Source organism: Rhizobium subbaraonis (assembly GCF_900220975.1).
Taxonomy (GTDB): domain Bacteria; phylum Pseudomonadota; class Alphaproteobacteria; order Rhizobiales; family Rhizobiaceae; genus Mycoplana; species Mycoplana subbaraonis.
The window spans coordinates 41542-65082 of the sequence record NZ_OBQD01000024.1 but is presented as its reverse complement, the minus strand read 5'-3'; the positions used below and the strand labels follow the sequence as shown (position 1 = coordinate 65082).

At 63.7% G+C, this 23541-nt stretch carries 20 protein-coding genes; 4 read left to right on the top strand and 16 right to left on the bottom strand.

Going from position 1 to position 23541, the window contains the following annotated elements:
- Window positions 1-53 precede the first annotated feature (53 nt).
- The 7 genes from CRO48_RS26705 to CRO48_RS26675 form a co-directional block, all read right to left on the bottom strand.
- The gene (locus CRO48_RS26705) at window positions 54-770 is read right to left on the bottom strand and encodes an IS110 family RNA-guided transposase (protein ID WP_097142797.1); all 717 of its coding nucleotides are present in this window, start codon (window positions 768-770) and stop codon (window positions 54-56) included.
- A gap of 74 nt (window positions 771-844) precedes the next feature.
- Window positions 845-1501 (bottom strand): cation transporter, encoded by a 657-nt coding sequence (locus tag CRO48_RS26700; RefSeq protein WP_024343495.1) that lies wholly within the window; start codon window positions 1499-1501, stop codon window positions 845-847.
- A gap of 23 nt (window positions 1502-1524) precedes the next feature.
- On the bottom strand, window positions 1525-2397 hold the full coding sequence (gene uppP / locus CRO48_RS26695) for an undecaprenyl-diphosphatase UppP (protein ID WP_024343496.1): 873 nt from the start codon (window positions 2395-2397) through the stop codon (window positions 1525-1527).
- A 118-nt stretch (window positions 2398-2515) separates the two neighbouring features.
- Window positions 2516-3250, bottom strand: coding sequence for a cytochrome c biogenesis CcdA family protein (locus CRO48_RS26690; RefSeq protein WP_024343497.1), 735 nt, complete (start codon window positions 3248-3250; stop codon window positions 2516-2518).
- A 2-nt stretch (window positions 3251-3252) separates the two neighbouring features.
- Window positions 3253-3777: a signal peptidase II gene (lspA, locus tag CRO48_RS26685; protein WP_044411231.1), complete on the bottom strand. Its 525-nt coding sequence runs from the start codon at window positions 3775-3777 to the stop codon at window positions 3253-3255.
- Between the two features lie 81 nt (window positions 3778-3858).
- The gene (locus CRO48_RS26680) at window positions 3859-6828 is read right to left on the bottom strand and encodes a heavy metal translocating P-type ATPase (protein WP_233203725.1); all 2970 of its coding nucleotides are present in this window, start codon (window positions 6826-6828) and stop codon (window positions 3859-3861) included.
- A 213-nt stretch (window positions 6829-7041) separates the two neighbouring features.
- Entirely contained in the window at window positions 7042-7590 is a 549-nt protein-coding gene (locus CRO48_RS26675) for an MAPEG family protein (protein WP_024338471.1), read from the bottom strand.
- Window positions 7591-7826: 236 nt separating this feature from the next.
- Here CRO48_RS26675 and CRO48_RS26670 point away from each other — a divergent pair, with 236 nt between their 5' ends.
- Together CRO48_RS26670 and CRO48_RS26665 are read left to right on the top strand one after the other, a co-directional pair.
- The gene (locus tag CRO48_RS26670; protein WP_024338472.1) at window positions 7827-9872 is read left to right on the top strand and encodes an NAD(+) synthase; all 2046 of its coding nucleotides are present in this window, start codon (window positions 7827-7829) and stop codon (window positions 9870-9872) included.
- Window positions 9873-9986: 114 nt separating this feature from the next.
- Window positions 9987-10400 carry a MerR family transcriptional regulator gene (locus CRO48_RS26665; protein WP_024338473.1) on the top strand — a complete coding sequence of 138 codons (414 nt, stop codon included), beginning with the start codon at window positions 9987-9989 and terminating at the stop codon, window positions 10398-10400.
- A 210-nt stretch (window positions 10401-10610) separates the two neighbouring features.
- On the opposite strand, the gene CRO48_RS32445 is transcribed toward CRO48_RS26665, so the two are convergent.
- The 9 genes from CRO48_RS32445 to CRO48_RS26625 all read right to left on the bottom strand — a co-directional run bounded on the left by CRO48_RS32445 (window position 10611) and on the right by CRO48_RS26625 (window position 22628).
- Complete coding sequence (locus tag CRO48_RS32445) at window positions 10611-10778, bottom strand: hypothetical protein (protein WP_164477646.1); 168 nt, start codon at window positions 10776-10778, stop codon at window positions 10611-10613.
- A gap of 514 nt (window positions 10779-11292) precedes the next feature.
- Entirely contained in the window at window positions 11293-11691 is a 399-nt protein-coding gene (locus CRO48_RS26660; RefSeq protein ID WP_097142795.1) for a single-stranded DNA-binding protein, read from the bottom strand.
- 939 nt (window positions 11692-12630) lie between these two features.
- Window positions 12631-13002: a hypothetical protein gene (locus tag CRO48_RS26655; RefSeq protein ID WP_097142794.1), complete on the bottom strand. Its 372-nt coding sequence runs from the start codon at window positions 13000-13002 to the stop codon at window positions 12631-12633.
- A 441-nt stretch (window positions 13003-13443) separates the two neighbouring features.
- Window positions 13444-13887, bottom strand: a complete 444-nt coding sequence (locus CRO48_RS26650; RefSeq protein ID WP_097142793.1) for a hypothetical protein — start codon at window positions 13885-13887, stop codon at window positions 13444-13446.
- Window positions 13888-14310: 423 nt separating this feature from the next.
- Complete coding sequence (locus CRO48_RS26645; protein WP_097142792.1) at window positions 14311-14859, bottom strand: hypothetical protein; 549 nt, start codon at window positions 14857-14859, stop codon at window positions 14311-14313.
- Between the two features lie 508 nt (window positions 14860-15367).
- Window positions 15368-15784 carry a hypothetical protein gene (locus CRO48_RS26640; protein ID WP_097142791.1) on the bottom strand — a complete coding sequence of 139 codons (417 nt, stop codon included), beginning with the start codon at window positions 15782-15784 and terminating at the stop codon, window positions 15368-15370.
- Window positions 15785-15980: 196 nt separating this feature from the next.
- Window positions 15981-16913: a DUF2493 domain-containing protein gene (locus CRO48_RS26635; protein WP_097142790.1), complete on the bottom strand. Its 933-nt coding sequence runs from the start codon at window positions 16911-16913 to the stop codon at window positions 15981-15983.
- A 325-nt stretch (window positions 16914-17238) separates the two neighbouring features.
- Window positions 17239-18279: a DUF7146 domain-containing protein gene (locus tag CRO48_RS26630; RefSeq protein WP_097142789.1), complete on the bottom strand. Its 1041-nt coding sequence runs from the start codon at window positions 18277-18279 to the stop codon at window positions 17239-17241.
- Window positions 18279-22628 carry a strawberry notch family protein gene (locus CRO48_RS26625; RefSeq protein WP_097142788.1) on the bottom strand — a complete coding sequence of 1450 codons (4350 nt, stop codon included), beginning with the start codon at window positions 22626-22628 and terminating at the stop codon, window positions 18279-18281. Before CRO48_RS26625 ends, CRO48_RS26630 begins: the two co-directional genes overlap by 1 nt.
- 168 nt (window positions 22629-22796) lie before the next feature.
- On the opposite strand from CRO48_RS26625, the gene CRO48_RS26620 reads away from it, so the two are divergent.
- Together CRO48_RS26620 and CRO48_RS26615 are read left to right on the top strand one after the other, a co-directional pair.
- Window positions 22797-23072: an AbrB/MazE/SpoVT family DNA-binding domain-containing protein gene (locus tag CRO48_RS26620; RefSeq protein ID WP_097142787.1), complete on the top strand. Its 276-nt coding sequence runs from the start codon at window positions 22797-22799 to the stop codon at window positions 23070-23072.
- Window positions 23059-23448: a type II toxin-antitoxin system VapC family toxin gene (locus tag CRO48_RS26615; protein ID WP_097142786.1), complete on the top strand. Its 390-nt coding sequence runs from the start codon at window positions 23059-23061 to the stop codon at window positions 23446-23448. The genes CRO48_RS26620 and CRO48_RS26615 overlap by 14 nt, the downstream gene beginning before the upstream one ends.
- Window positions 23449-23541 lie beyond the last annotated feature (93 nt).

Sequence of the window (23541 nt, the reverse complement as noted above, 5' to 3'; positions counted from 1 at the left end):
TCTCATCTTCGCTTCCTTTGAATGAGCTACGATGAGCCGAAAATCCTCTCTTCTCAATTAAACCAATTCTGTCTCATGGGCGCTGATGTCGGACAGAGCGGGCCGACCCCCGGCACCGTCATAAACCGGCGCGAAACAGTGTCGTCCCGCGCGAGACGGACAAGCAAATCGTCCAACCGACCGAACTGCTCCCGCAGCGATCGCCGCGCCAACAGGAGCGTATCAGCGACTATGTGTAGGTCGCTTCCTGCGATCAGTTCCCGTACTCGCGGCTCGAAATCGCGCGCCGTGACTTTGCCGAGGTGATATCCGAAGTTTCGGATGAGACCACGGATTTCATTTTCAACATCCTGGAGCTTGTTTCGCAGGAGTTGGCGGGCCGTCAGGACGGTCCGAAGGCGCTGGCTTGTCGGCGTCTTGACGTGGACGGGTTTGAAGAGGCCGACGCGCATCATCTGCGCGATTCCGCGCGCATCATGCCGGTCGGTCTTGTTGAGTTGCGCGGAGAGAGCCGCCTTCATGTGCCGGGTCTCTACACACACGATGGGAATGCCGGCTTCGGCTAAATGCCCATAAATGTGCTGAGACAGCATCCCTGCTTCGAGACCGACGCGGACGACTGGAAGCGGGAGCGACAGGATATGCTGCGCAATCTCTTCCGGATTGGATGAAAGCTTTCGTTCATGCGCTACCTGCCCATCGGCGTTGACAACGCAGAGATTGATTGTTCGGGCGGAAACATCCAGCCCAATATAATAGCTTTGAGACATGCCGAACTCCTCCGAATCAAGAGTCGACACGTCTCATAACCAATCTACAGACCATTTTGTAAACTACGACTATTTCAGTCGTTCTCGGGACTAGACTGGCCCTTGGGCCGCGACGAGCCATCACCTATTGCATCGTGCGCCTCCTTCAGGATATTCCAGCCACCCTTGAGCACGATGCCGCCAACCAGCAACCCGATGATTAGGTCAGGCAGCGGGGACGCGAAGAACATGACCGCGGCACCCGACGCGACAATGCCGGCGTTCGCCAGCATATCGTTCGTCGTAAAGATCCAGGACGCTTTGAGATGCACACCTCGATCCCGATGCGACCGCAGCAGTTTTAAGCAAACTACATTAAGCGCGGCATTGGCGAGAGCCGTGACGATCATGGCGAGGCCGATTGGCTCGGCACCCACGAAGAAACGGCGAAGCACCTCCACGAACAATGCAAGTCCAAAGGCGATCAGAAGCAAACCCGAAAGACGCGCCACTCGCACCTTTGCCACGATCGTCCGGCCGACGGCATAAAGGCTGACGGCATAAACGCCGGCATCTCCCAAATTATCCAGGGCGGCACCCAAGAGACCTGTCGAGTCTGCGATAACGCCGACGACACCGGCCACGATCACCTGCAAGAAGTTTATGGCAAGAACCCAGATAAGAGTCCTGCGTTCGGCGGCATTGCTCGCGTCAAGCTCGATTTCACCTTCTTCTTGTTGTTTTTCACTCATACACGTTTCCGATATTTTGCATCTCAAGTGAAATAGCCCAAAGCAACCGCCCAGATGAGTACGATACCGAGAACACCTCGGTAAATAACAAACGGCCAGGCGGAAAAACGCTCGAGAACGCGCATCAGCCCCCAAATCGCACAGAACGCGGAAATAGAAGCCACGACGAGCCCGACAAGAAGTAGTGACCAGCCGTCGGCGGAAAGCTGCACTTTGTGGAGTTCCCAGAGCTCCTTGAAGCCAGCCAGGGCGATTGCCGGCAGGCCAAGAAGGAATGAGAACCGCGCCGCCTCATCTCGCTTCAGGCCGAGGGCGAGCGCCGCAGTCAAAGTCGAGCCTGAACGCGAAACGCCAGGAATCAGCGCTCCGATTTGAGCAATTCCCACGATCATTGCATCGATGGCCGATGTGTTCTCAAGCGTTCGTCGGTGCCGGGCAAAAATCTCCGCGAGCGCCAGGAGGACAGCCATGACGATGCACGCCCAGCCGATGACTTCGAGAGTACGAAGCGGCGAGCCGCACGCGTTCAACGCTCCAGACAAGGAAAGGCCGGCAATACCGATCGGGATCGTGGCAAGGAGAATTCCGACCGAGAAGCGGAAGTGTCGATCTCGGAAATCCCGATTTGCGACGGCACGCAGCGAATTGGTGGCTAGTTGGCTCACGTCGCTCCAGAAATAACTGACGACTGCAGTAAGCGCTGCAAGCTGCATGGCGGCTGAAAAGGCTGAGCCAGGATCCTGCCAACCGAGCAGCGCAGGCACGATCCGCATATGGGCGGTCGAAGAGATCGGTAGCAACTCGGTGATGCCTTGGACAAGTCCGAGCAGGGCGACCTTGCCATAGCCTAGCGCCACGAATCCGGTGTCGACGCCTTGAGTACACGCTCCCGTCATTCTGGCTCCCGGTTGTTGCGCGGCGCGGGCGCGCCCCGATGAATCACGCGCCAAAGTTCGGCGGGGGTTCTGAAGCCGACTGACGAGTCGCAGCAATTCGCGGCAGCCAGCGAGTCCCTCAACCGATCGCTCCCAGCATCGGAAACGTCATCAGCATCCAAATGGCGATCTCCTGCAACCTCCCGGTCATCATCAAAACGCCGACGCCGATCATGACCGCACCACCGCCGATGTTCAGCGCGGCACCGACGCGGCGCATGCGCTTCAATGCGGCTGCCGCGTTTCCCATGAAGAGGGCCGTGAGGAGAAACGGCACACCGAGGCCGAGGCCGTAAGTTCCGAGAAGAATCGCGCCGTTGCCTGATGACGTCGCGGTTACCGTGAGGATGGAGCCCAATACCGGGCCAATGCAGGGCGTCCAGCCGAAGGCAAAGGCGACACCCAGCAGGAAGGCGCCGACCGGTCCATTGACCTGGCGCGGTCCGTTCCATCGGCGGTCGGTCATGAGTATCGGGAGGCGAAGGAGCCCCGTCATCGCCAAACCGAAGACAATGACCAGAGCTCCGCCGATCAGGTTGGTTTCCATCTGGAAGCGTTGGAGAAGGCCGCCGAGGGCCATCGCGCTGACTCCAAGCAGCACGAATATGGTCGTGAACCCGAGCACGAACAGCAGCGCAGGGCGGAAGATGTGAAGCCGGGATACCGCATCACTGCTGCCGGTCGTGCCGGCGCCACCAGCGACATAGGACAGGTAGCCCGGCACGAGCGGCAGGACGCAGGGTGAAAGGAAGGAGATAGCGCCGGCAGCGGCCGCTGTCGCCAGCCCGAGCAACGATATTTCCAGCGCCGCCATGCTCAGCGCTTCCCGTTGCTAAGCGGCTCCTGCGTGCGAAGCACCGGTTGGGTCGAAAAAAGCGATCCAGCCAGGAGCAGCGCGACGCCAATGCTGATTGCAACATCCGCCATGTTGAAGGTCGGCCAATGCCAGTTGCCTATGTGAAAATCGAGAAAGTCTGTCACCGCGCCTTGATGCACGCGGTCAACGATGTTGCCGGCGGCGCCGCCGGCGATCAAACCGAGAGCCGTTGCTTCAATGGTCCTGCGGGTCCGCATTGCCCAAACGAGAAGACCGACCGTGATCGCCACTTTGATCCCGGCCAACACCAACGGATGCTCGAGGAAGACATCTTGGAACATCCCGAAGCTGACTCCGGTGTTGAAGCCGAGCGTCAGGTTGAAAAAGGGCACAACCTCGATCACGCGTGGCGGGACCATGACGGCATTTATGATCAACCACTTCGTAGCAACGTCGAAAAGAAGCGCGGCCACAAATGCGCCGCCAACCCATATCGCGATATTTCTAGCGGGACGTTCGGCCACGATGATTCCTTGTGTTCTTCGGGTTCTGATCGGCATTTCTGTCGTCAGCGGCCGCCCCAATACAGGGCGGCCGCTATTGGCTCAATGCGCAGTTGCAGGGCGAGCCACAGTGGAATGCTGGCGCTCCTGTGCTCGAACCTTTGCGCCGCCGACTGGGCCACCATCTCTCTGGCGCTGTTCCCGATTGAGGAGCCGCAAACCGTTGAGAACGACCAGCAGGGAGGCCCCAACATCGGCGGCGATCGCGCCCCAAAGGGATGCGAGACCGATCACCGTCAGCACTGTGAACAACAGCTTCACGGCGATCGAGAAGGCGATATTCTGCCGAATGACGGCGAGCGTGGCTCGTGAATGGCGCACGAGCCAGGGAAGTCTGGAGAGGTCGTCCGACATCAGGGCGACGTCTGCCGTTTCGATGGCTGCGTCGCTCCCCATTGCGCCCATGGCAATGCCGAGATTGGCGCGGCCCATGGCAGGGGCGTCATTGACCCCGTCACCCACCATGGCGACGACGCCATAGCGCCGAACCAGGTCCTCGACGGCCGTGACCTTGTCGCCGGGCAGAAGTTCCGCGCGAACTTCATCAATGCCGGTCTGCTTGGCAATCGCCTCGGCGGTGGCCCGATTGTCGCCTGTCAGCATCACCACTTTTTCCACGCCCGCCCGATGCAGCGCGGTGACGATATCCTTGGCTTCAGCCCTCACAGCATCGGCAACAGCGATCAGTCCCCAGACTTCCTGGCCGTCGCCAACGGCGACAATGGTCCGGCCAGCGCCGGAAAGTGTGTCGGCGCGTTCCAGGATGGCCGGTGAGCCGACCGCGCGTTCATCGAGGTAGCGGCGTGACCCAAGCCAGACTTCGCGACCGGAGACGCGGCCGGTCATGCCGCGACCCGTGATGGCCTGGACGGCCTCGGCCGGTTGTGCGGCAATGCCGTTTTCTGTTGCCCTCGCCAAAATAGCGCGGGCGATGGGGTGCTCGCTGCGCGCCTCGAGGGCTGCTGCTAACCGAAGAAGGTCATCCTCGTTTCGGCTGCCGAGCGCCAAGATCTCCACGACCTGAGGACGTCCTTCGGTGAGCGTCCCCGTCTTGTCCATGGCGATTGCTTTCAAGCGCGCCGGCGTCTCGAGATGGACGCCGCCTTTCACCAACACGCCCTGCTTCGCAGCTCCCGCAAGGGCAGCCACAATGGTCACGGGCGTCGAGATGACAAGGGCGCAGGGGCAGGCGATCACGAGCAATACGAGGGCGCGATAGAACCAAACCTCCCAGCCACCACCGAGCAACAGCGGCGGCACCAAAAAAACGGCTATCGCGAGCGCCATAACGACGGGCGTATAGACGCGTGCAAATTTCTCGACCCACTGCTCGCTGGGAGCCCGCCGGCCCTGCGCGGAGCCGACCATGCGGATGATCTGCGCGAGCGTGGTATCGCTTGACGCCTTGGTGGTCACGACGTCCAGCGCGCCTTCGCCGTTGATGGTGCCTGCAAAAACGTCGTCTCCTTCCGATTTGAAGACCGGGACGCTTTCGCCGGTGATCGGTGCCTGGTTGACCTCACTCTCTCCGGCGGCCACACGGCCGTCGAGCGGTACTTTATCGCCAGGTCGAATAATGATGTGCGAACCGACACGGACTTCGGCTGCCGGCACGTCTCTCTCCGTGCCGTCTTCAAGCATGATGCGCGCGGTCGGCGGCGCGAGCTCCATCAGGGCCGCCACGGCCCGCCGCGCTCGGCCGAGGCTCCAGGCCTCGAGAGCAAGGGCGAGCGCGAAGAAGAACGAAACCGTTGCGGCTTCGAACCAAGCGCCAATTCCGATCGCACCCACGACGGCGATCACCATCAGGAGGTTCATGTCGGGACGCAGGCGCCTGGCCGCGAGCCAAGCCTTCGGGGCCACGTAACGCACAGCACAAAGCGCGGCGAGCGTATAGAGAATGACGCTTAGCAGCGGCGTTGCACCTGCACCATGTTCGCCTGCCTCGAAGGCCGCGATGATTCCACCTCCGACCCAGGCGTGAACCGCAAATCCGATCGCGACGAACAGGCCGCTCGCAGCAGTCAGCCATGATTGAATGCGTCTGCGCCGCTCTTCTGCCCGTGCCCCTTCGCTGGTGGCGCCCTCGGTCCAGGGCTCCGCCTGCAGGCCGGCGCGTACAACGGCCTTCTCGATCTTGGCCTCCAAGGCGGCGTCAGGCGCCATGTCGATCGACATGCGGCCGTTAAGAAGGTCGAAAGCGAGCTTGTCCTCACCAACGAGCGGGCCGACTTCGCGCTTCAGGGCGGCGATCTCGTCGGCACAATCCATGCCATGGATTCGATAGACAACGCCGCCAGGCAGATTGATCGGCGGCGGGCTGAGGGCTTCCTTCACGTTGGTCGCGCAACCGCACGCGGATCCTGCGGCATCGCAGGTTGCCTGCTCAGCAACGGCCGGCGCTGTCCACAGCTCAGCCCGCATCCCGGTTCGCGCGACCGCCTGTTCGATCTCTTGGAGGGTTGTCCCGCTCTGAGGTGCAATGGTCATCGCACCCTGCGAAGTGTCGAAGGCGAGCTTATCCTCGCCAACGAGCGGTCCCAGTTCCCTGGTCAGAGCAGCCACCTCATTCTTGCAGTCGAGGCCGCGCACACGCAGGAGCATGGTTTCGGCCGAACCATCCTGGATGAGAGAGCCTGACATCCCGGTTCTTGAGATGCCGCTCACGAGTTCGTCGATCGAGGCACGGTGCTGAGGCGCGACCGTCATCAACCCCTTTGCTGTGTCGAAGGCGAGCCAGTCCTCACCGCCAACCAGAGGGCCGATTTCGCGCTTGAGCATCGCGACCTCGTTTTTGCAATCGAGGCCCTCGACCTTGAACAGCCACGCCGACGCGGAGGACTTATCCAGCTCAGCCAGCAATTGTGCCCTCATTCCAGTGGTAGCGACCGCCTGCTCAATGGTATCGAGTGCCGGAGCGGTCAGGCCCGCGACCTCCATGACACCGCCCTTGGTGTCGAACGACAACTTGTCCTCGCCACCGACGACGGGACCGACCGCGGCACGAAGCATCCGAACTTCGTTCTGACAATCCAAGCCCTCAACCTTGAAGCGTAACGTGCCTAAGGTGCTTCTAGCCTCGGCTTCAATAGTCATTGCGGTCTCCTAAATTTGCTTATTCTCTCGAGCCCGGCTCGAATCCTTTCACGCACCATACATTCTGTAGTGGCTACAGGAGCAAGAGGCCTTTCAATCGTTTTTTGCCGTCCAAGCGAGCGACAGACGTCAGCGTCCGGCGGCTATCAGCCCGACCACAATTCCATAGCTCGCGATTATTGAGGCGCCGGTGAGCGCCATGCCAAAAGCCCGGCCTGAGACTCGTTTGGCGTAGCCGAATGCAAAGGTGATGCGGCCAACCAGAAACAGAGCAACCAGCAGCGGTATGAGCACCAGTTCGGTTTCTCGCAGAAGCGCTGCTAGGGTCAGATGTGCGCCAAAAGCCAGTACTGTCTGCTCCAATGAATTCTGCAGCACCGCGGCACGCACGGCGATTGCCGGGCTGGGTTTGCCGAACGCCGAGCCCCGTATATCCGCCGGCGAATAGAACCTGCCTCTGCTCACCGCGCCGACGCAGCCGGCCAGCCAGAGAAACATGAGAATACTCGCCTTCAACGTGAACGCGATCCGCTCACCGAAGTCCATCTCTGGGCTGAGGCCGAACAATTCAGGAGGCAGCCAGGCATAGCCAACCACAAGGACGACCGCCGCGAAGGCGAGCGCGACGGCTGAGGCTCGGACAATGCCCACCTGGTCAGAACTGAGCCTCTTGAACACTGTCCTTGCTCCTTGTCGTCCTCCGCCGCCTGCCTGTGGTGATGAAAGACCGGGGGCGACCACTCATCGCGCGTGGGTTCACACGCCCCGATCATAGGTATATAAATCCTGTAGTAACTACAGAATCAACCCTTGCGAGGGGTCGAGGCCGTGACTGAACCCGGTCGCCGTAACAGCGGTCACGGCCACTTGGTGCCGAGATCGGGCACCGCAAGAACACGAGATGAGACCGGCGGATGAGCTTCTATTCGATTTATCAGCAGGGTTTCGTTCGCGTGGCTGCCTGTACACCGAAATGCGAAGTCGCCGATCCCAGCTACAATGTCGCTGAGACGCTCGCGCTCGCCCGCGACGGTGCGCGCCAGGGTGTTGCGCTGATGGTGTTCCCGGAATTGGGCCTCTGCGGTTACGCGATTGACGATCTTCTCGGCCAAGCCGCGTTGCTGCAGCGGGTGGAACAAGCGATCGAGGAAGTCGCGGCCGCGAGCCGCGAGCTTTCGCCGGTTCTGCTCATCGGCGCGCCGCTGGTGCGGGAAGGACGACTCTACAATTGCGCTGTCGCCGTCCATCGTGGGCGCATTTTGGGTGTTGTTCCCAAAGGACATCTGCCGAATTATCGGGAATTCTACGAAAAGCGTTGGTTCGCTTCGGGCCGAAACTTGAAAGGCGCTACCATCGAGATCGCTGGTCAGTCCGTCCCCTTCGGAATGGATATGATTTTAGCGGCCGAGGATTTGCCAGGCTTCGTCTTCCACGTCGAGCTGTGCGAGGACGTATGGGGACCGGCTCCGCCCAGCGACTTTGCCGCGCTCGCTGGCGCTCTCATCCTTACCAACCTCTCGGCCAGCAACATCACTGTCGGCAAGGCCGAAACCCGCCGGCTGCTCTGCGCAACCCAATCGGCGCGGTGCTGGGCTGCATACATCTATTCCGCGGCCGGTCCGGGCGAGTCGACGACGGACCTCGCTTGGGACGGTCAAGCCTGCATTTATGAACTCGGGCAGCTGCTGGCAGAGACCGAACGGTTCCCGCAGGACTCGCAAATGGCCATCGCCGATGTCGACGTTGATAGGCTCAGACTGGAGCGCCTGCGCACCGGCACCTTCAACGAGGCGGCCATCGCACAAGCTATGCCTGAAGACAGGTTCCGGCGTATCGGCTTCCGGTTCGAGCCGTCGATGACGGACCTCGGGCTGCGCAGGGCCGTCGCGCGCTTCCCCTATGCTCCAGCCGATCCGGCACGCCTCGACCAGGACTGTTATGAGGCCTACAGCATCCAGGTCCAGGGGTTGATGAAGCGCCTTCAGGCGACGGGCATCCGCCGCGTCTGCATCGGGGTCTCCGGTGGTCTGGACTCCACTCACGCGCTGATCGTGGCGGCGAAAGCGTTCGACCGGCTAGGCTGGCCCCGGTCCGACATTCTCGGCTTCACGATGCCGGGCTTCGCGACGGGGGAGGCCACCAAGGCAAATGCCTGGACGCTGATGCGTAGTCTCGGCGTCACCGCCGAGGAGATCGACATCAAGCCGTTGGCGCAGCAGATGCTGGCGTCACTTCAGCATCCGTTCGCGCAAGGCGAGCCGGTTTACGACGTGACGTTCGAGAACGTGCAGGCGGGCCTGCGCACGGACATCTTGTTCCGTGCAGCCAACCAGCGAGGCGCCATGGTGCTTGGCACTGGCGATCTGTCCGAAATCGCGCTCGGCTGGTCGACCTACGGTGTCGGCGACCATATGAGCCACTACAACGTCAACGCGTCGGTGCCGAAAACACTCATCCAGCATTTGATCCGCTGGGTGGCACAGTCAGCCGCCTTCGATGAGGCAACGAACGGCACGTTGCTCTCCATTCTTGACACTGTGATTTCGCCAGAACTCGTGCCGGCCGGCGAAGGCGGCGCCTTACAAAGTACGGAGGAGAAGATTGGGCCTTATGAACTGCAGGATTTTACCCTGTTTTATTTGACGCGCTATGGCCTGAAGCCGTCGAAGATCGCTTTCCTGGCCTTCCATGCCTGGCGTGACGCCACCGCCGGAGCTTGGCCTCCACAGTATCCGGAAGAGCGCCGTCGCGCATATGATCTGCCCACAATCAGATCGTGGATGGAGGTGTTCCTCTATCGCTTCTTCACGATCAGCCAGTTCAAGCGCTCGGCGTCGCCGAACGGCCCCAAAGTCACTGCTGGCGGCTCGCTGTCGCCGCGCGGCGATTGGCGCGCTCCGTCGGATGGCAACGCCCGCCTCTGGTTGGAGGAGTTGCGCGCTCACACGCCGTCGGAATGAACGTGCCCTGAGGGTTGGCGCTCAGCGGCCAACGGCAATCGGCGCACGGATGCCGATGACGCTTCCGCCCAGTTGTTATCCCTACTCGAACCACCGTTACGGAATGAATTCGCCATGATCACCATCGGAGCCTTGTCACAACGGACAGGCGTCAATATCGAGACAATCCGCTACTACGAGCGGATCAATCTCATCCCGCCGCCGCCCCGCACAGAGAGCAGGCGGCGCCTCTATGAAGCAGAGGATGTTCGGCGACTGACGTTCATACGCCATTCCAGGGATCTCGGCTTCGACATCCCGGCTATTAAGACGATGCTCGCTCTGCAGGAAAGGCCAGAGTCCTCTTGTGAGCAGGTGAGCCGAATTGCCACCGATCAGCTCGAAGCCGTCGAGGTGCGGATCCGACGCCTTCTCGGACTTAAGAGCGAGCTCACTCGGATGATCAAATCGTGCGACAATGGGAAAGTCGCATCGTGCCGGATCATAGAAGTTTTAGCTGACTCACCCAACTCGCATGATGCCCCCTGAATCGCTGAGGAATTCAGGAACATCCACGACTTTGTTGGCTAGGGAGTGCCCGAATACCCCATCTATAATAGTCGTTCTTGCCGGCCAAATCCATCCATTATCGCCGTCCAAGCTGCGTCAAGTGGCGGGTGGCATTTTTCTGATTCGGGTTCGTGCGTCTCTGCCGACCGCGTCCGCTGACGCCGGGCCGGAGGCGGCCCGGCGGCGCCCTCACCGGGCGAAGGGGTCCAACTCGTGGACGATGGTGTCCTCGTCGCCGTCATATTCGGTGGCGGGCATCACGCCCATAGTGCCGTCGCCGGCGCGGAAGATGACGATCGAGACCATCAGGGTCGAGGCGAGGCTGAGGGCAAAGGCGTGGGCATCTACAAGCGACATATCCGGCTCCCGTTCTGGTGGCGGGGACCATCCCCGCTCGACAGGCGCCCGATGGGTTTGGTCGCGGCCGCGATCACCCTGGAGGCCAGAGCCGGAAGGGCCGCACGCGCGCGTAGCGGACCCCCTTGCGGGGTTGATCGTGGAAGGCCGGGATTGAAACCAAGGTCAGCCTCCAAGAGCGGGGTGGCGCTGTCATCCAGCCGGAGCTGGATTCCTTGCTGCCGGAGATGCTCACGCCGCTGCGTCATCCTGCCGCATTGATGGGTGATCGGCACTGCCAGCGCCGACCGCGACGTCGCCTTGGCATGACCGCGATTCGACCGAATGGCGATGGTGGCGCCGAGCGGATGTTGGCACGACCGCATGGAGCGCGATGGCAAGGTTCCTCCTGGCGGACCATCCGGTGTGTGCGGAAATATCGGATGCGGCAGCGCGCCTTCTTGTCGAAGCTCGGCCGACCGCCAACATGGGGAAAGGCCCGGCGGCTGGTGCCGCCGGGCCTTTCGTCCTCCGGTCAGAACGGGATATCGTCGTCGAGGACATCGGGGGCCGGATCTTCGTCCTCGCGCTTCGGCCAGGCGAGGAACCTGATACTCTCGGCGACGACCTCGGTGGTGTAGCGGTCCTTCCCGTCGCGGTCCTGCCACTTGTTCGTCCTGTTGCGGCCGATGATGAGGACCATCATGCCCTTCACGCACTTCTCCGCGGACTTGGCCTGGCCGTTGAAGGCGACGACGCGGTGCCATTCGGTTTCCTGTTCGGCGTAGCCGCGTTCGTTGCGAACGATCTTCCCGTCGGAGTAGCGCGGGCGGGAGGTGGCTACGGAGAAGTTCGCGACCTTGCCGCCGCCGTTGGTGTTGCGGATTTCGGGGTCTGCGCCGAGGTTGCCGATGAGGGTGACTTGGTTGAACATCTTCTGTCTCCGGTTTGCTCTCGCCGGAGGGACCGTCCCTCCGACGAGACCCGGATGAAGGCCGTCCGGAGGCACCTGCACTGACGCCCTTGGGCGGCAGCTCGACTCGCAAGGTCCGGGGTGGGGCGGGCAGTCGCGCTCGCGCGGCAACACGGCCCGGAAAGCTTGCGGGTTGCCGGTGGAAACGGAACGGACTTAGGGGATCGTTCAAGGAGGAGGGATTGGTCTTTCCGCGAGAGCAAACCGAAGACCTATGCGTCAACCTGATCCTCGGCGGCTTCCCGGCGACACCGATACCGCAACGCCGACATGGCGACCGCTCCCTTGTCGCAACGAGCAAGCCACCACCCTACTCGTCGCCACGTCGGAATGATCGCGCCGAACGCCTGCGCCGATAATGGCTGGAACCGTCACCGCGTTGTCGGCCCGAACGGCTGGCCTCGAGACGCTGCCAAGCATGAGAGGCATGATGGTTCCCGTCATCGGCCGCAACAGGGCGACCCATGGCTTGCGCCGCAGGGTTAGCGACCGCCACTACGCAGTCGTTTCGCCGAGAGCGTCTGGGGCGTCGCCGCCGACGTCGAACGTCGAAGATCAGGACGGAACTGTCAGACGACCGATCCTGGTCTGACCGGGGGACCGAAATCTGGCGGCATCAGCCTTCGGTCCGGTTTTCCCGGCGGAAGCGGCCGGCCGAGCTTCAACCGGGAGGGGAGGATGGGTTTGGGAAGGAGGTGGAGGGAACCGTCCCTCCTTCCCATGGGTGGGGGTGTTTGAGGGGGCGGGGCAAGGCCCTGCCCCTTCATGGGGAGAGTTGTGAGAGGGGGCGGCACGCCCCCTTTCGCATGTGATGGCGGCCGGTCGATCCTGCCGTCATTGCACTGACATCAAAGCAAAGGCGACAGGCGGCCGAAGCCGCCTGTCGCTGGCCTAACCTTATCAGTCCGGGCCGTGCAGCAGTTCGTAGTCGCTTTCCGGGTCGATCCCGTCTATCCGGGCAAGCGCGTAGATCACCGCGCGGACCTTCCAGTCGCCGATGCAGGTGCGGCGCTGCGCGATGAGGATGCTCACCGCCGTCTCATTGGCTTCGATCGCCGCGATCGCTTCATCCACCCTGTCGAAAGGTGCGAGATTCTCGACGGGTTCGTAGTCGCCGTATTCGTCGTCCCACCTGCCGGCGATATACATCCGCTCGTCCCTCAGGTTTTCGATGGCTTCCTCGGCCTCGCGGATGAGCCGGAAGCCTTCCTTTCGGTCCTGCCAATATTGCGCGCTGCCGCCGTCGATGGTGATGATCTTGCGATAGGTCATGGAGTTCTCCTTTCGTTTCTGACGAAAGGTGGGCCACGCTGTTGGCCAGAGGTGTCAAGGACCGCGCAAGCGGCCGCCTCGCGGGGATCGGAGGTGCCGATTTTTTGGAGTCGGCCAAGGGCCGGCGGAGGAAAATTGGAGGTGCCGATCATCCTTTACACCGGATGGCCTGGCGTAAAATAGGACGTCAGAGAGAGAGGTAGCCCGCGGCCCCGACGAGGGGCCGCGACTGCATTGGAACGGGGAAGGTCTGGAAGGGGGTGTTACACCCCTTTCCAGGGGAGGATGTTTGAAGGAGGGGCCATGCCCTTCCTTCATGGGGGTGAGCTTTGCGAGGGGCGGCTTGCCCCCCTTTTTCTGCACCAAGCCGATGGTCGTCTCCGGCTTGCCCGGCGTTCCGCGATGATAAAGGAAGGCAGGCATGGCCTGCCCTCCATCGGTTCAGACGCGGGCGGCGATGAAGGTGACGCGGGTTTTCTGCCGGATCGCCTCGAGCAGCGCGGGCAATTCGCCCAGCTCGGCGGCCGGAACCTCGGTATAGTTCAGGTCGATGAGGCAAGCGTCATCTTCGATACGGGCAAAGATGGTGATTTCGTCCAGCACCGAAATCGGGCCGTGCTCGATCCATCTGCGCTCGAAGGGTGTGCAGATATAGTAGAAATAGAACCACGACTCGCCAGCCTCGGACGCCTTTCGGTCGTGGTCCAGTTCCTCGAAGGTTGCGATCTCGTCGACAAGATCGGCGGCCATCAGATTGAGCTTGTCGAGTAGCTGGCCATAGAGGTTGCGCATGAAGGTGGTCGTGCTGTCGTCGCGGCCGAGCAGCGCCCTATGGCGCAGACGCTTGACGGATTGCAGAAGCGCGATGGGATTGAAATCGGTCATGTCGAAGTCCTCTCGATGGCGAAGCCGGGTCTTTCTGCGGAAGCAGGCGCCCGCTCCTGCTTCCGAGTTCGCGCGGAGCAGCGGGTGAGAGGGGGGCAAGGCCGGGACCGCGGAGGGGGATCACCCGCCCTGCACAAGCGCAGCGCGGAAGGTCGGGGATACCGGGGGCACGGCCTTGCTGGGGAGAGAGGGCGGAGTCGTCTTTCCCCGGAGATGGAGAGCATGACGATCGCCGAAGGCGATCCCCGATGATCGGGGGAAGGTCTGGAAGGGGGTGTGACACCCCTTTCCACGGGAGGATGGTGGAAGGAGGGGCGCGCCCTTCCTTCCGAGGCGACGGCGGCCGGTCGATCCGAACGGCCGTCGCCATCTCGACAGCAGAAAGGCGGCAGGCGGCTTTCGCCGCCTGCCGCCTTACCGGCGCTATCGGTAGGTGATGCTGCCGAGGGGCTTCTCGTAGATCTCAGGATCGAGATCGGCTGCGCCCTCCGGCCCGATGCAATCGTAGTAGAGGTAAGTGGTGAAGCGGATGCCGGTATCTGCCGCGATCCGCTCGATGATCGCGCCGAGTCCGCAGAGATGTTCGTCGCTCACGGTCATCGACGCCGGGATGGGGCGATAGGTCGGCATCCGCGCAGCGGGGTCGATGTAACCGCCGCAGCCTGGATCGGGATCAATGGCGTCCAGCAGGTGCCAGGGATAGGTGCCGCCGCCGCCACTTTCGAGATCGCCGACGCAGAAGCTGAGTTTGTCTTCGAGGGCCTCGCGCGCGTCCTCATCCGTCTCGGCCAGCAGTAACCGCTCGATCTCGACGGCTTGCCGGCACGATCCGGCATGGCGCTCCAGCGCCTCGATCAGCCGGTCATGAACGACCTGTGCGAAGCGCGTTTCGCATCTGGTGCGGTTTTCCCGAACCTCGCGGGCGTAGGCATCGAACTTCGTGAGGAAGTCGCTGAAGACGAGTTTAGGCATGTCATGTCTCCTTTCGTGATGACGAAAGGTGGGCCACGTTGTAGCCCAGAGGTGTCGAGGACCGTTTCAGCGGCCGCCGTGCGGCAAGCGGAGGAACCGATTTTCTGCTTTGACCATCTTCGGGCGAAGCTGAAAATTGGAGGTGCCGCGAAGTCCTTTACACCGGATGGGCTGACGTAAAATGGGAAGTCAGAGAGAGGAGCAACCACGGCGTCGACCAGACGCCGTGTCCGCATTGGGATGGGGATGGTTTGGAAGGGGGTGATACCCCCTTCCATGGGTGGGGGTCGAAGGGGGCGGGGCTCTGCCCTGCACCCTTGGGGAGAGCTTGAGAGGGGCGGCCCTGCCACCCTTTCATCGCGGGAGCATCGGACCAAAAAGTGGATTCCGGTTTTTGGACCGATCCGATGCTCTGACAGGAATGTGGGATTGCCGCGCGCCCTAGCGCGGCGGTTCCGCCGATAATTCCTTACCGGCGGGGCGCCCGGCCGAAGGCCCGCGCCGCCGCCTAGCGGGACAGCGCCGCCTCGCCGAGCGCGTTGAGGTTGACAATCGCCGCGATGGCGATCACGACACCGGCGAAGATCCCGAAGGAATTGAGCATGAGCGCGGAATCGGTGCCGTGCTTGAGGATTCCATAGACCAGGGCATAGCCCGCGATGAAGGCCGGCACGGCGAAGACGGCAAGCGCCACCAGGCGCAGCGCAAGGTTCTTCGCCAGCCCGACGACAGCGATGACCAGCACCACGGAGGCCAGCGCCGCACCGAGAGCGGCAAGGCCCGACCAGACGAAGCCGGCCTCGGCGGCATAGACCCACTGGAAGGCGGTCAGCCCGACCATGAACGGCAGGGCATAGATCGCCAGGTGCCACGCGATCACGCAGAAGGTGATGGTGCCGGAAATAGCAAGCAGGATAAGCGTCATGAAAGCCTCCTCGGGTCGATGATGGTCGTATCTCGACAGGCCGTCTCTACGCTGCGCACCGCCTGGATTTGACTATTTCGCCGGGTTTACGGCTCCTATTTGAGCCGTAAGACGGCGCTGCAGTCAAGTCTTTGCAGCCATTCTGCGCAGGGACGAGGCGGCCGACCGAGCCGCCTCGCCGTGGTGAAGGTGGCGCTCACGCGCCACCTTCATACATCCTGGCAGGGATGCCGAGCTTGCGAGCCTTGTCGTAGAGGTTCGCCTGAATCCCGCCGGTGCCGAAGACGAGGACGCCGACCGGAAGGATTTCGAGCATCGCATCGTTGCGCTTGTAGGGCGCTTGCTTCGCCGGATACTTCTTGAAATCCGGCTTGAGCGGGAACTGCTTCACCTTGCGGCTATCTGCCCAGCGGGCGGCGATCTTCTCGGCGCCGCGCTCGGAGCCGCCGTGCAGCAGCACCATGTCCGGTCGCTTCCCAAGGGCCTGGTCGAGCTTCGCCCAGATGAGGGCGTGATCGTTGAAGTCGGTGCCGCCGGAGACTGCGACCACCGGACCGGAGGGCAGCATCAGCTCGGTTTCCGCCCGGCGTCTGGCCGCCAGGAAGTCCCGGCTGTCAATCACCGCCGCCGTCATGTTGCGATGGTTGACCAACGAGCCGGTGCGGGGCCGCCAGGGCGTGCCGGTCTGGTGCTCGAAGTGATCGCCGGCCTGGTCGCGCATCAGCTCGAAAGCGTTCCGCCGCTCGATCAGCGTCTGGCCCTCGGCCGTGAGGCGCTCCAGCTCGGTCGACTTCACCTCGGAGCCGTCCTGTTCCCGCTGGAGGCGGCGCTGTGCCTGCTCATTGTCGTCAAGCTCGCGTTCGATCCGGCTGGCGGCGCGATGGAACAGATTGACCGTTCCCCAGAGCAACTCGTCGAGGTCGGGTTCGAGGCGGGTATCGCCAAGCGTGGCGACCAGGGCGTCGAAGATGTCGGCGATGGCGCCTGCGACCGCGTTGCCTTCGGGCAGCGGACGAGGATCGAGTTCATCCTCGAAGGGGCGGTAGCCGTAAAGCTGCAATTCGGTGAGGACGTGATCGGTGGGGGACGAGGTGTGGACCGGCTCGAAATCGTCGTCGTGATGGGTCATCCCGTTGCTCCTTGTTCGGGAAGCCGCGACCGTCGCGGCCTTCATGGCGACGAAAGCCCACGGGCGGGACGGCCTGGCAGCCCTCGCCTCTTGCGAGGGCCTCGATGGCCGGGTCCGGCTAATTTGTTTTCGCGATGCAAAGGCGGGGCTCGCCCCGCCGGCGGAAATTAGCCGGTCGCGGCCATTGCCTGGCTGGCCGGTTTGTGGGCCGCTCGCCCTCTCAGAAGGCCAAGGTCGCCGGCCTTTCCGGCACACGGAGACCGGGTCTCCATGACCCGACGACGATTTCGCGCCGGTCGCATCGCCCGGCCCCGATCACGCTCACTCAACGGCTCAGGAAACGGCCCGCATCGTCGGGGTGAAGCTGGTCCTTCAGCAACGCCATGAGGGCGTCGAGGCCGCTGTCACGCAGATCGTCGTTGAAGTCGCCGCCATGCGGGGCGAGGCCGATCGCCTCGATTCCGACCGCCGTTGCCCTGGCGATCAAGATGTCCCGCGCGCGGTTTCCAGCCGGATCTCGATCGCGGACGACATAGAGCCGGCGCAGCTCCGTCGGGAACAGGACGGCGGCGAGGTGAGCCGCCGAGAGCGCCGCGATCATCGGCATGCGGGGCAGACCCGAGCGGACCGACAGCACGGTCTCGATGCCTTCGCCGGCCGCCATCACGTCGCCCGACCGGCCGAACCGCACACCGTTGCCGAGGAGGCCGCCCATCGCCCGGCGCGGTGTTTCGACATTCGAGCTCCAGACACCGCCCGGCGGGAGCCAAGTGCGATGCGCCCCGGTCACGGCGTCGGCGAGGTCGGTGACGGCTGCGATCATCGCCGGAAGCGCCTGGGTGACGCTGGACCCTCTGGGACGATAGTAGCAGCCGGGATGGAAATGGAGGCTGCCGAGATCATGCAGCGCCGTGATGCCGCGACTGCGCAGATAGGTTTCCGCAATCGTGCCGCGGATCGTCTGCGAGATGGCAAGGAGCCGGCGCGCTGCCTCGCGCGATCCAGATGGCGTCGGTTTCCGGCCATGAGCCGTCCCCTCCAGCGGTCCGGGATCGGGTTCCGACAGGAAGCGTCGTGCCTCGGCCGCAATGGAGCGGAAGTCGGAGCGCCCGATCGCCGCCGCGATCACGTCGAGCAGGTCGCCATGGGCGTCGGGGACCGCAGCATCGGTCCATTTACCCGCTGCGCCCTTGCCGGTCTCCGGGCCGGTCAGGCGCACATACATGGAACGGCCCGGCGTGTTGTTGACATCACCGACCAGCCAATAATGGCCTTCACGGCGACCATTGGAGAGATATTGGCGACAAACCGCCTCGGCCCTTCGGCCGAGACGGATAGCAAGTTCCGAGGCGTCGAGCCGAGACATTAAGCCGTCTCCCGTTCGCCGATGCGCTCGACCGGCCAGCGGTCGAGGATGCGGGTAAGCACGTCGACGGCCGACGCATCGGTTGGAACGAACATGCGCAGCTTCCACGAGATGATTTCATGGAAGAGACCGTAGGCCGTCAGGCGCTCGCGCATCGTGTCGGTGAAACCGGACAGCTCGATGCGATGCGCGCCCATGACGCGGACCCGCCGAAGCTGAAGCCCCTCGGCAAGATCAAGGACGGTGCGGCCGTCCATGAGCGCCGTGAAGGCATCCGAAGGCGCAAGCGCCGTGGTGCCGGTCTCGGTCGCCTGCGCGGCCCAGGCCGGGGAGACGCGGCGGCCGATCACGCGCTCACCGGCATCCGTCTGGAGCCGATAGACGCGGGTGGATTCGTTCGGCAGCCGTTTCCAGATCGGCAGCAGCAAGCCCGTCACCATATGCAGCGTGCCGGTCGAGAACTCCGGCACCTCCGCGACCTCGGCGCTCCAGGCCGAAGCGAAGGCGTCGCTGTCGGCCTCGACCCATTGGGTTCCGCCCATCAGCCGGATGGGGATGTTATGCGCCTCCATCGGCCGGATCAGCCGCACGCGGCGGTCGACCTCGCCATCGTCGAGCATGACGCTGGTGGTCGGAATCTGCACGGCGGCGCGGCCCGACCGCTCGTTGATGAGGAGCTTCGCGCGCGGATCGTCGAGTTCGGCAAGGGCGGCGGCGAGCGTGACCGGCCGGTTGCGCTTGCGCTCGTCGATGGTCAGCAGGCGGGTTTCCGCGCCGGTGCGCGGATGGGTGTAGATCGTCTGCCGTTCGGTGACGACGAAGCTCTCCGCGCGCAGGGTTTCGAGTCCCGCGTCATAGGTGCCGGATGCGATCGCGCCCTCGATCTTGGCGGCAAGGAGCTGCTCGAAGGCGGTGAAGAGAACGCCCTGAAGCTCGATCGTCAGCGCGAGCAGCCGGTTGAGGAAGGTCGTGATCGGCGGCAGCTCGTCCTTGATGCCGGTGGAGTCCATTAGCTTCAGGCCGGTCGCGGCCTCGAACCGTTCGAGCGAGCAGCCCTCGACCTTGCCGCGAACGAGCAGGAGATAGAGCTGGCGCAGCGCGTCGCGCGCGTAGTGCGATTCTAGATTGTCCTCGGGTCGGAACAGCCCTTGGCCGCCCGTCTGCCTCTGACCGCGCGTCATTGCGCCCAGCGTGTCGAGCCGGCGGGCGATAGTCGAGAGGAACCGCTTCTCGGCCTTCACATTGGTCGAGATCGGCCGGAAGAGCGGCGGTTGCTTCTGGTTGGTCCGGTGGGTGCGGCCAAGTCCCTGAATGGCGGTGTCGGCCTTCCAGCCGGCTTCGAGCAGATAGTGGACGCGCAGCCGCGTGTTCTTCGCCGACAGCTCGGCATGGTAGGAGCGGCCGGTTCCGCCGGCGTCGCTGAACACCAGGGCGCGCTTGGCGTCGTCCATGAACGCCTGGGTCTCGGCAAGGTTCGCCGAGGCGGCGCGGGTCTCGACCACGAGCCGGTCGACCGTGACGCCGTTACCGGCTTTGCGGACGATGCGGCGGGAGCGCCCGGTCACCTCGGCCACGGTGTCGGTGCCGAAGTGCTGAATGAGCTGGTCGAGCGCGCCGGGGACCGGTGGCAGGCTGGCGAGCTTGGCGATGAGCGCGTCTCGGCGGGCGACCGCCTCGCGGCTTTCGACCGGCTGGCCGTCGCGTGTGACGGCCCGCGACGACAGGTTGCCTTCCGAGTCGGTGAACGGTTCGTAGAGCTGCACCGGGAAGGAATGGGCGAGGTAGTCGAGGACGTATTCTCGCGGCGTGATGTCGACGCGGACATCGTTCCATTCCTCGGTCGGTAGCTCGGCCAGCCGGCGCTCCATCAGGGCCTCGCCGGTCGAGACGATCTGGATGACGGCTGAATGGCCCGCCTCCAGATCGGCGGCGATCGAGCGCAGCAGGGTTGGCGCTTTCATGCTGCACAACAAATGGCCAAAGAACCTCTGCTTGGCGGACTCGAAGGCGCTGCGCGCCGCCGACTTCGCCTGCCGGTTCAAGGTGCCGGAGGAGCCGGTGATGTTCGACGCCTCCATCGCCGCATCCAGATTGTTATGGATGACGGTGAAAGCGCCGGCATAGGCGTTGTAGATGCGCCTCTGCTCGGGCGTCAGCTCGTGCTCGACCAACTCGTATTCGACGCCGGCGAAGGAGAGCGAGCGAGCGGTGTATAGGCCGAGCGCGCGTAGGTCACGGGCGAGAACCTCCATGGCCGCGACGCCGCCGGCCTCAATCGCTTCGACGAATTCGGCGCGCGTCGAGAATGGGAAATCCTCGCCGCCCCAGAGGCCAAGCCGCTGCGCGTAGGCGAGATTATGCACTGTGGTCGCGCCGGTGGCCGAGACGTAAACGATGCGGGCATTGGGCAACGCGTGTTGCAGGCGAAGGCCGGCGCGACCCTGTTGGGACGGGCTGACGTCACCGCGTTCTCCCTTGCCGCCGGCAGCGTTCTGCATGGCGTGCGCCTCGTCGAAAATGACCACTCCATCGAAGTCTTTTCCCAACCATTGGACGATCTGCTCGACCCTGGAAACCCTCTCCCCGCGGGTGTCGGAGCGCAGCGTGGCATAGGTGGTAAATAGGATGCCCTCACCGAGCGTGATCGGCTTGCCCTGCGGAAATTGCGACAGCGACACGAGCAGAAAAGGCTCCATGCCGAGCGCGCGCCAATCGCGTTGCGCGTCCTCCAGGAGCTTGTCGGACTTCGAGATCCAGACGGCCTTCCGCCTCCCCTGCATCCAGTTGTCGAGAATGATCGCCGCCGACTCGCGACCCTTGCCGACGCCGGTGCCGTCGCCGATCATGAAGCCCTGGCGGAACAGCACCGCGTCCTTGGCGTCCTCGGGCGCGGCCGAGACGACATCGAGCGTTTCGTCCACCGTCCAGGCGCCGGGGATGTGGTCCGAATGGGCCTCGCCGGCATAGATGACGGTTTCGAGCTGCGCGTCCGACAGCAGGCTACGGATGGTCTTCGGCAGATGCGGCCGATAGCTGGGTTTGGGCGGCGCGACGCTGGCCATGGCCGCCGACTGCACAAGCTGCGTCGGATGGGCCTGAGCGCCGGGAATGCGGATGACCTGAAGGCGGTAGTCCTCGTAGATCGCATCGCTGATGTGACTGCCCTCGGCGGCCTGCCAGTCCTGGGTCTCGTAGTCGAGCGGCTCAGCCTCGGGCTCGGCGGGCGTGATGGGGCGTGCGAGTCGGGTGTTGCGGTTGACATAGCCGCGCACGGTCCGAGGCGCGGCCGAGGTCGGCGTGGCGGCAGGCAGGCCGGGCAGCTCGACGGGGAGCCGGGCCGGAACATGTTCCGTGACCCAACCCATCAGCGTGGCGACATCCGGCGCGACGCCCGGAGCGGCCGGGAAAATCGCGGGATCGTCGGCCGGCAGCTTGTCGATGACGGTCAGCCGCGTGGCGATCGTCGTGCCGTGCTTGGCATAGACGGAAACGTCGATCGCGGCCGAGAGGACGACGCGGCCGCGCTCCTGCATGCGGGTGAAGGCGTCGGTCCACGCCGGATTGTCGGACGCGAAGTTCGCGCCGGTGATCGCCACCAGCCGGCCGCCGGGCGCCAGGCGCGCAAGCGCTGAGGCGACATGGCGGTAAACTGCGTCGGCCATGCGGGTATCGACATTCGCCAGCGCCGAGAACGGCGGGTTCATCAGCACCACGGACGGGACGAGGGCCGGATCAAGATGATCGTCGATCTGGGCTGCGTCGAGGCGGGTGACGGATAGGGCCGGAAAGAGGGAGGAGAGAAGACTAGCCCGCATGTCGGCCAGCTCGTTGAGGACGAGTCCGCCGCCGGCGATCTCGGCGAGAATGGCGAGGAGGCCGGTGCCGGCCGAGGGTTCGAGCACGCGGTCGGTCGGCGTGATGGCGGCGGCGGTCGCGGCGACCAGGCCGAGCGGGATCGGGGTCGAGAACTGCTGGAAGGTCTGCGCTTCCTCCGAGCGGCGGGTATGCGTCGGCAGGAGCCCGGCAATCTTGGTCAGCATCGGCAGGCCATGCGCGGCCGACCCGGCTTTGCGGATAAGCGTCTTTCCGTATTTGCGCAGAAACAGGACTGTGGCGGCCTCGCACGCCTCGTAGGCGGTCTTCCAGTCCCAGGCGCCGGCCGCGTCGGAAGCGCCGAAGGCCGCTTCCATCGCACCGCGAAGTGTGGCGGCGTCGATCCGCTGGCCGCGTTCGACATGGGGAAGCAGCAGGCCCGCTGCGGCGAAGACGCGGGCGGCAGTATCGGTTTCGAGGGCAAGGGGAAGCGGCGCGGTGGCGGATGCCGCCGCGGATGCGGAAATCATGGACATGGTGGGAACCTCGGAAGAGCGGAAAGGGTGAGAGCCCGTACGGCGCTCTCTCTCGACCGCACGGACTCGACCCCTCCCGGCCTTCCTCTCCCTCTCCAGACGCAACCTTGATCGGCGGGTCGATGCGCGCTATCTTACGTTTGTCTTACATCGAGAAGGATCAGGCCAATGGCCGCCCCGGAAAAGTTCACGACCACCGTCTCCACCAAGGGGCAGATCATCCTGCCTACCGGGCTGCGGCAGCGGCGCGAATGGAGCGCCGGCACAAAACTGACGGTCGAGGAAGCGGACGGCGGCGTGCTGCTGAAGCCGGCGCCGGCCTTCGCCGAGACGCGGCCTGAAGATGTCTTCGGTGTGCTACCTCATAAGGGTAGGCCGAAGACGATCGCCGAGATGGATGCGGGTGTCCTGGCCGAAGCAAAGCGCCGACATGCTGGCGATTGATACCAACCTCGTTATCCGCTACCTGACCAACGATCACCCGAAGCAGTCGCCCCGCGCGCGGGCATTGATCGACGGCGAGGCCGTGTTCGTTGCCGTCACCGTGATGCTCGAAGTGGAATGGGTGCTGCGCAGCACCTATGAATATCGGCCGGCGGATGTGGCCCGCGCAATGCGTTCGTTCGCGGGTCTCCCGACCGTCACGGTCGAGGACGGCGCGGTTGTGGCGACCGCGCTCGACCTGGCCGAGCGCGGCATGGATTTCGCTGATGCGTTGCATCTGGGAAAGGCGGCGCATTGCTCGGGAATGGCGAGCTTCGACCGCAAATTCGTGAAGGCGGCGAAGGCAGCCGGCTACAACACCGTGCGGGAAGCCTGAAGGCCGGTCAACGGGGGCCGCGCCTGTCCGTCTCGGCCCGTCTGTCGAATTGGCCGCGCCAAGCATTGCCTGAACTGGCTGACTCGGCCTGGC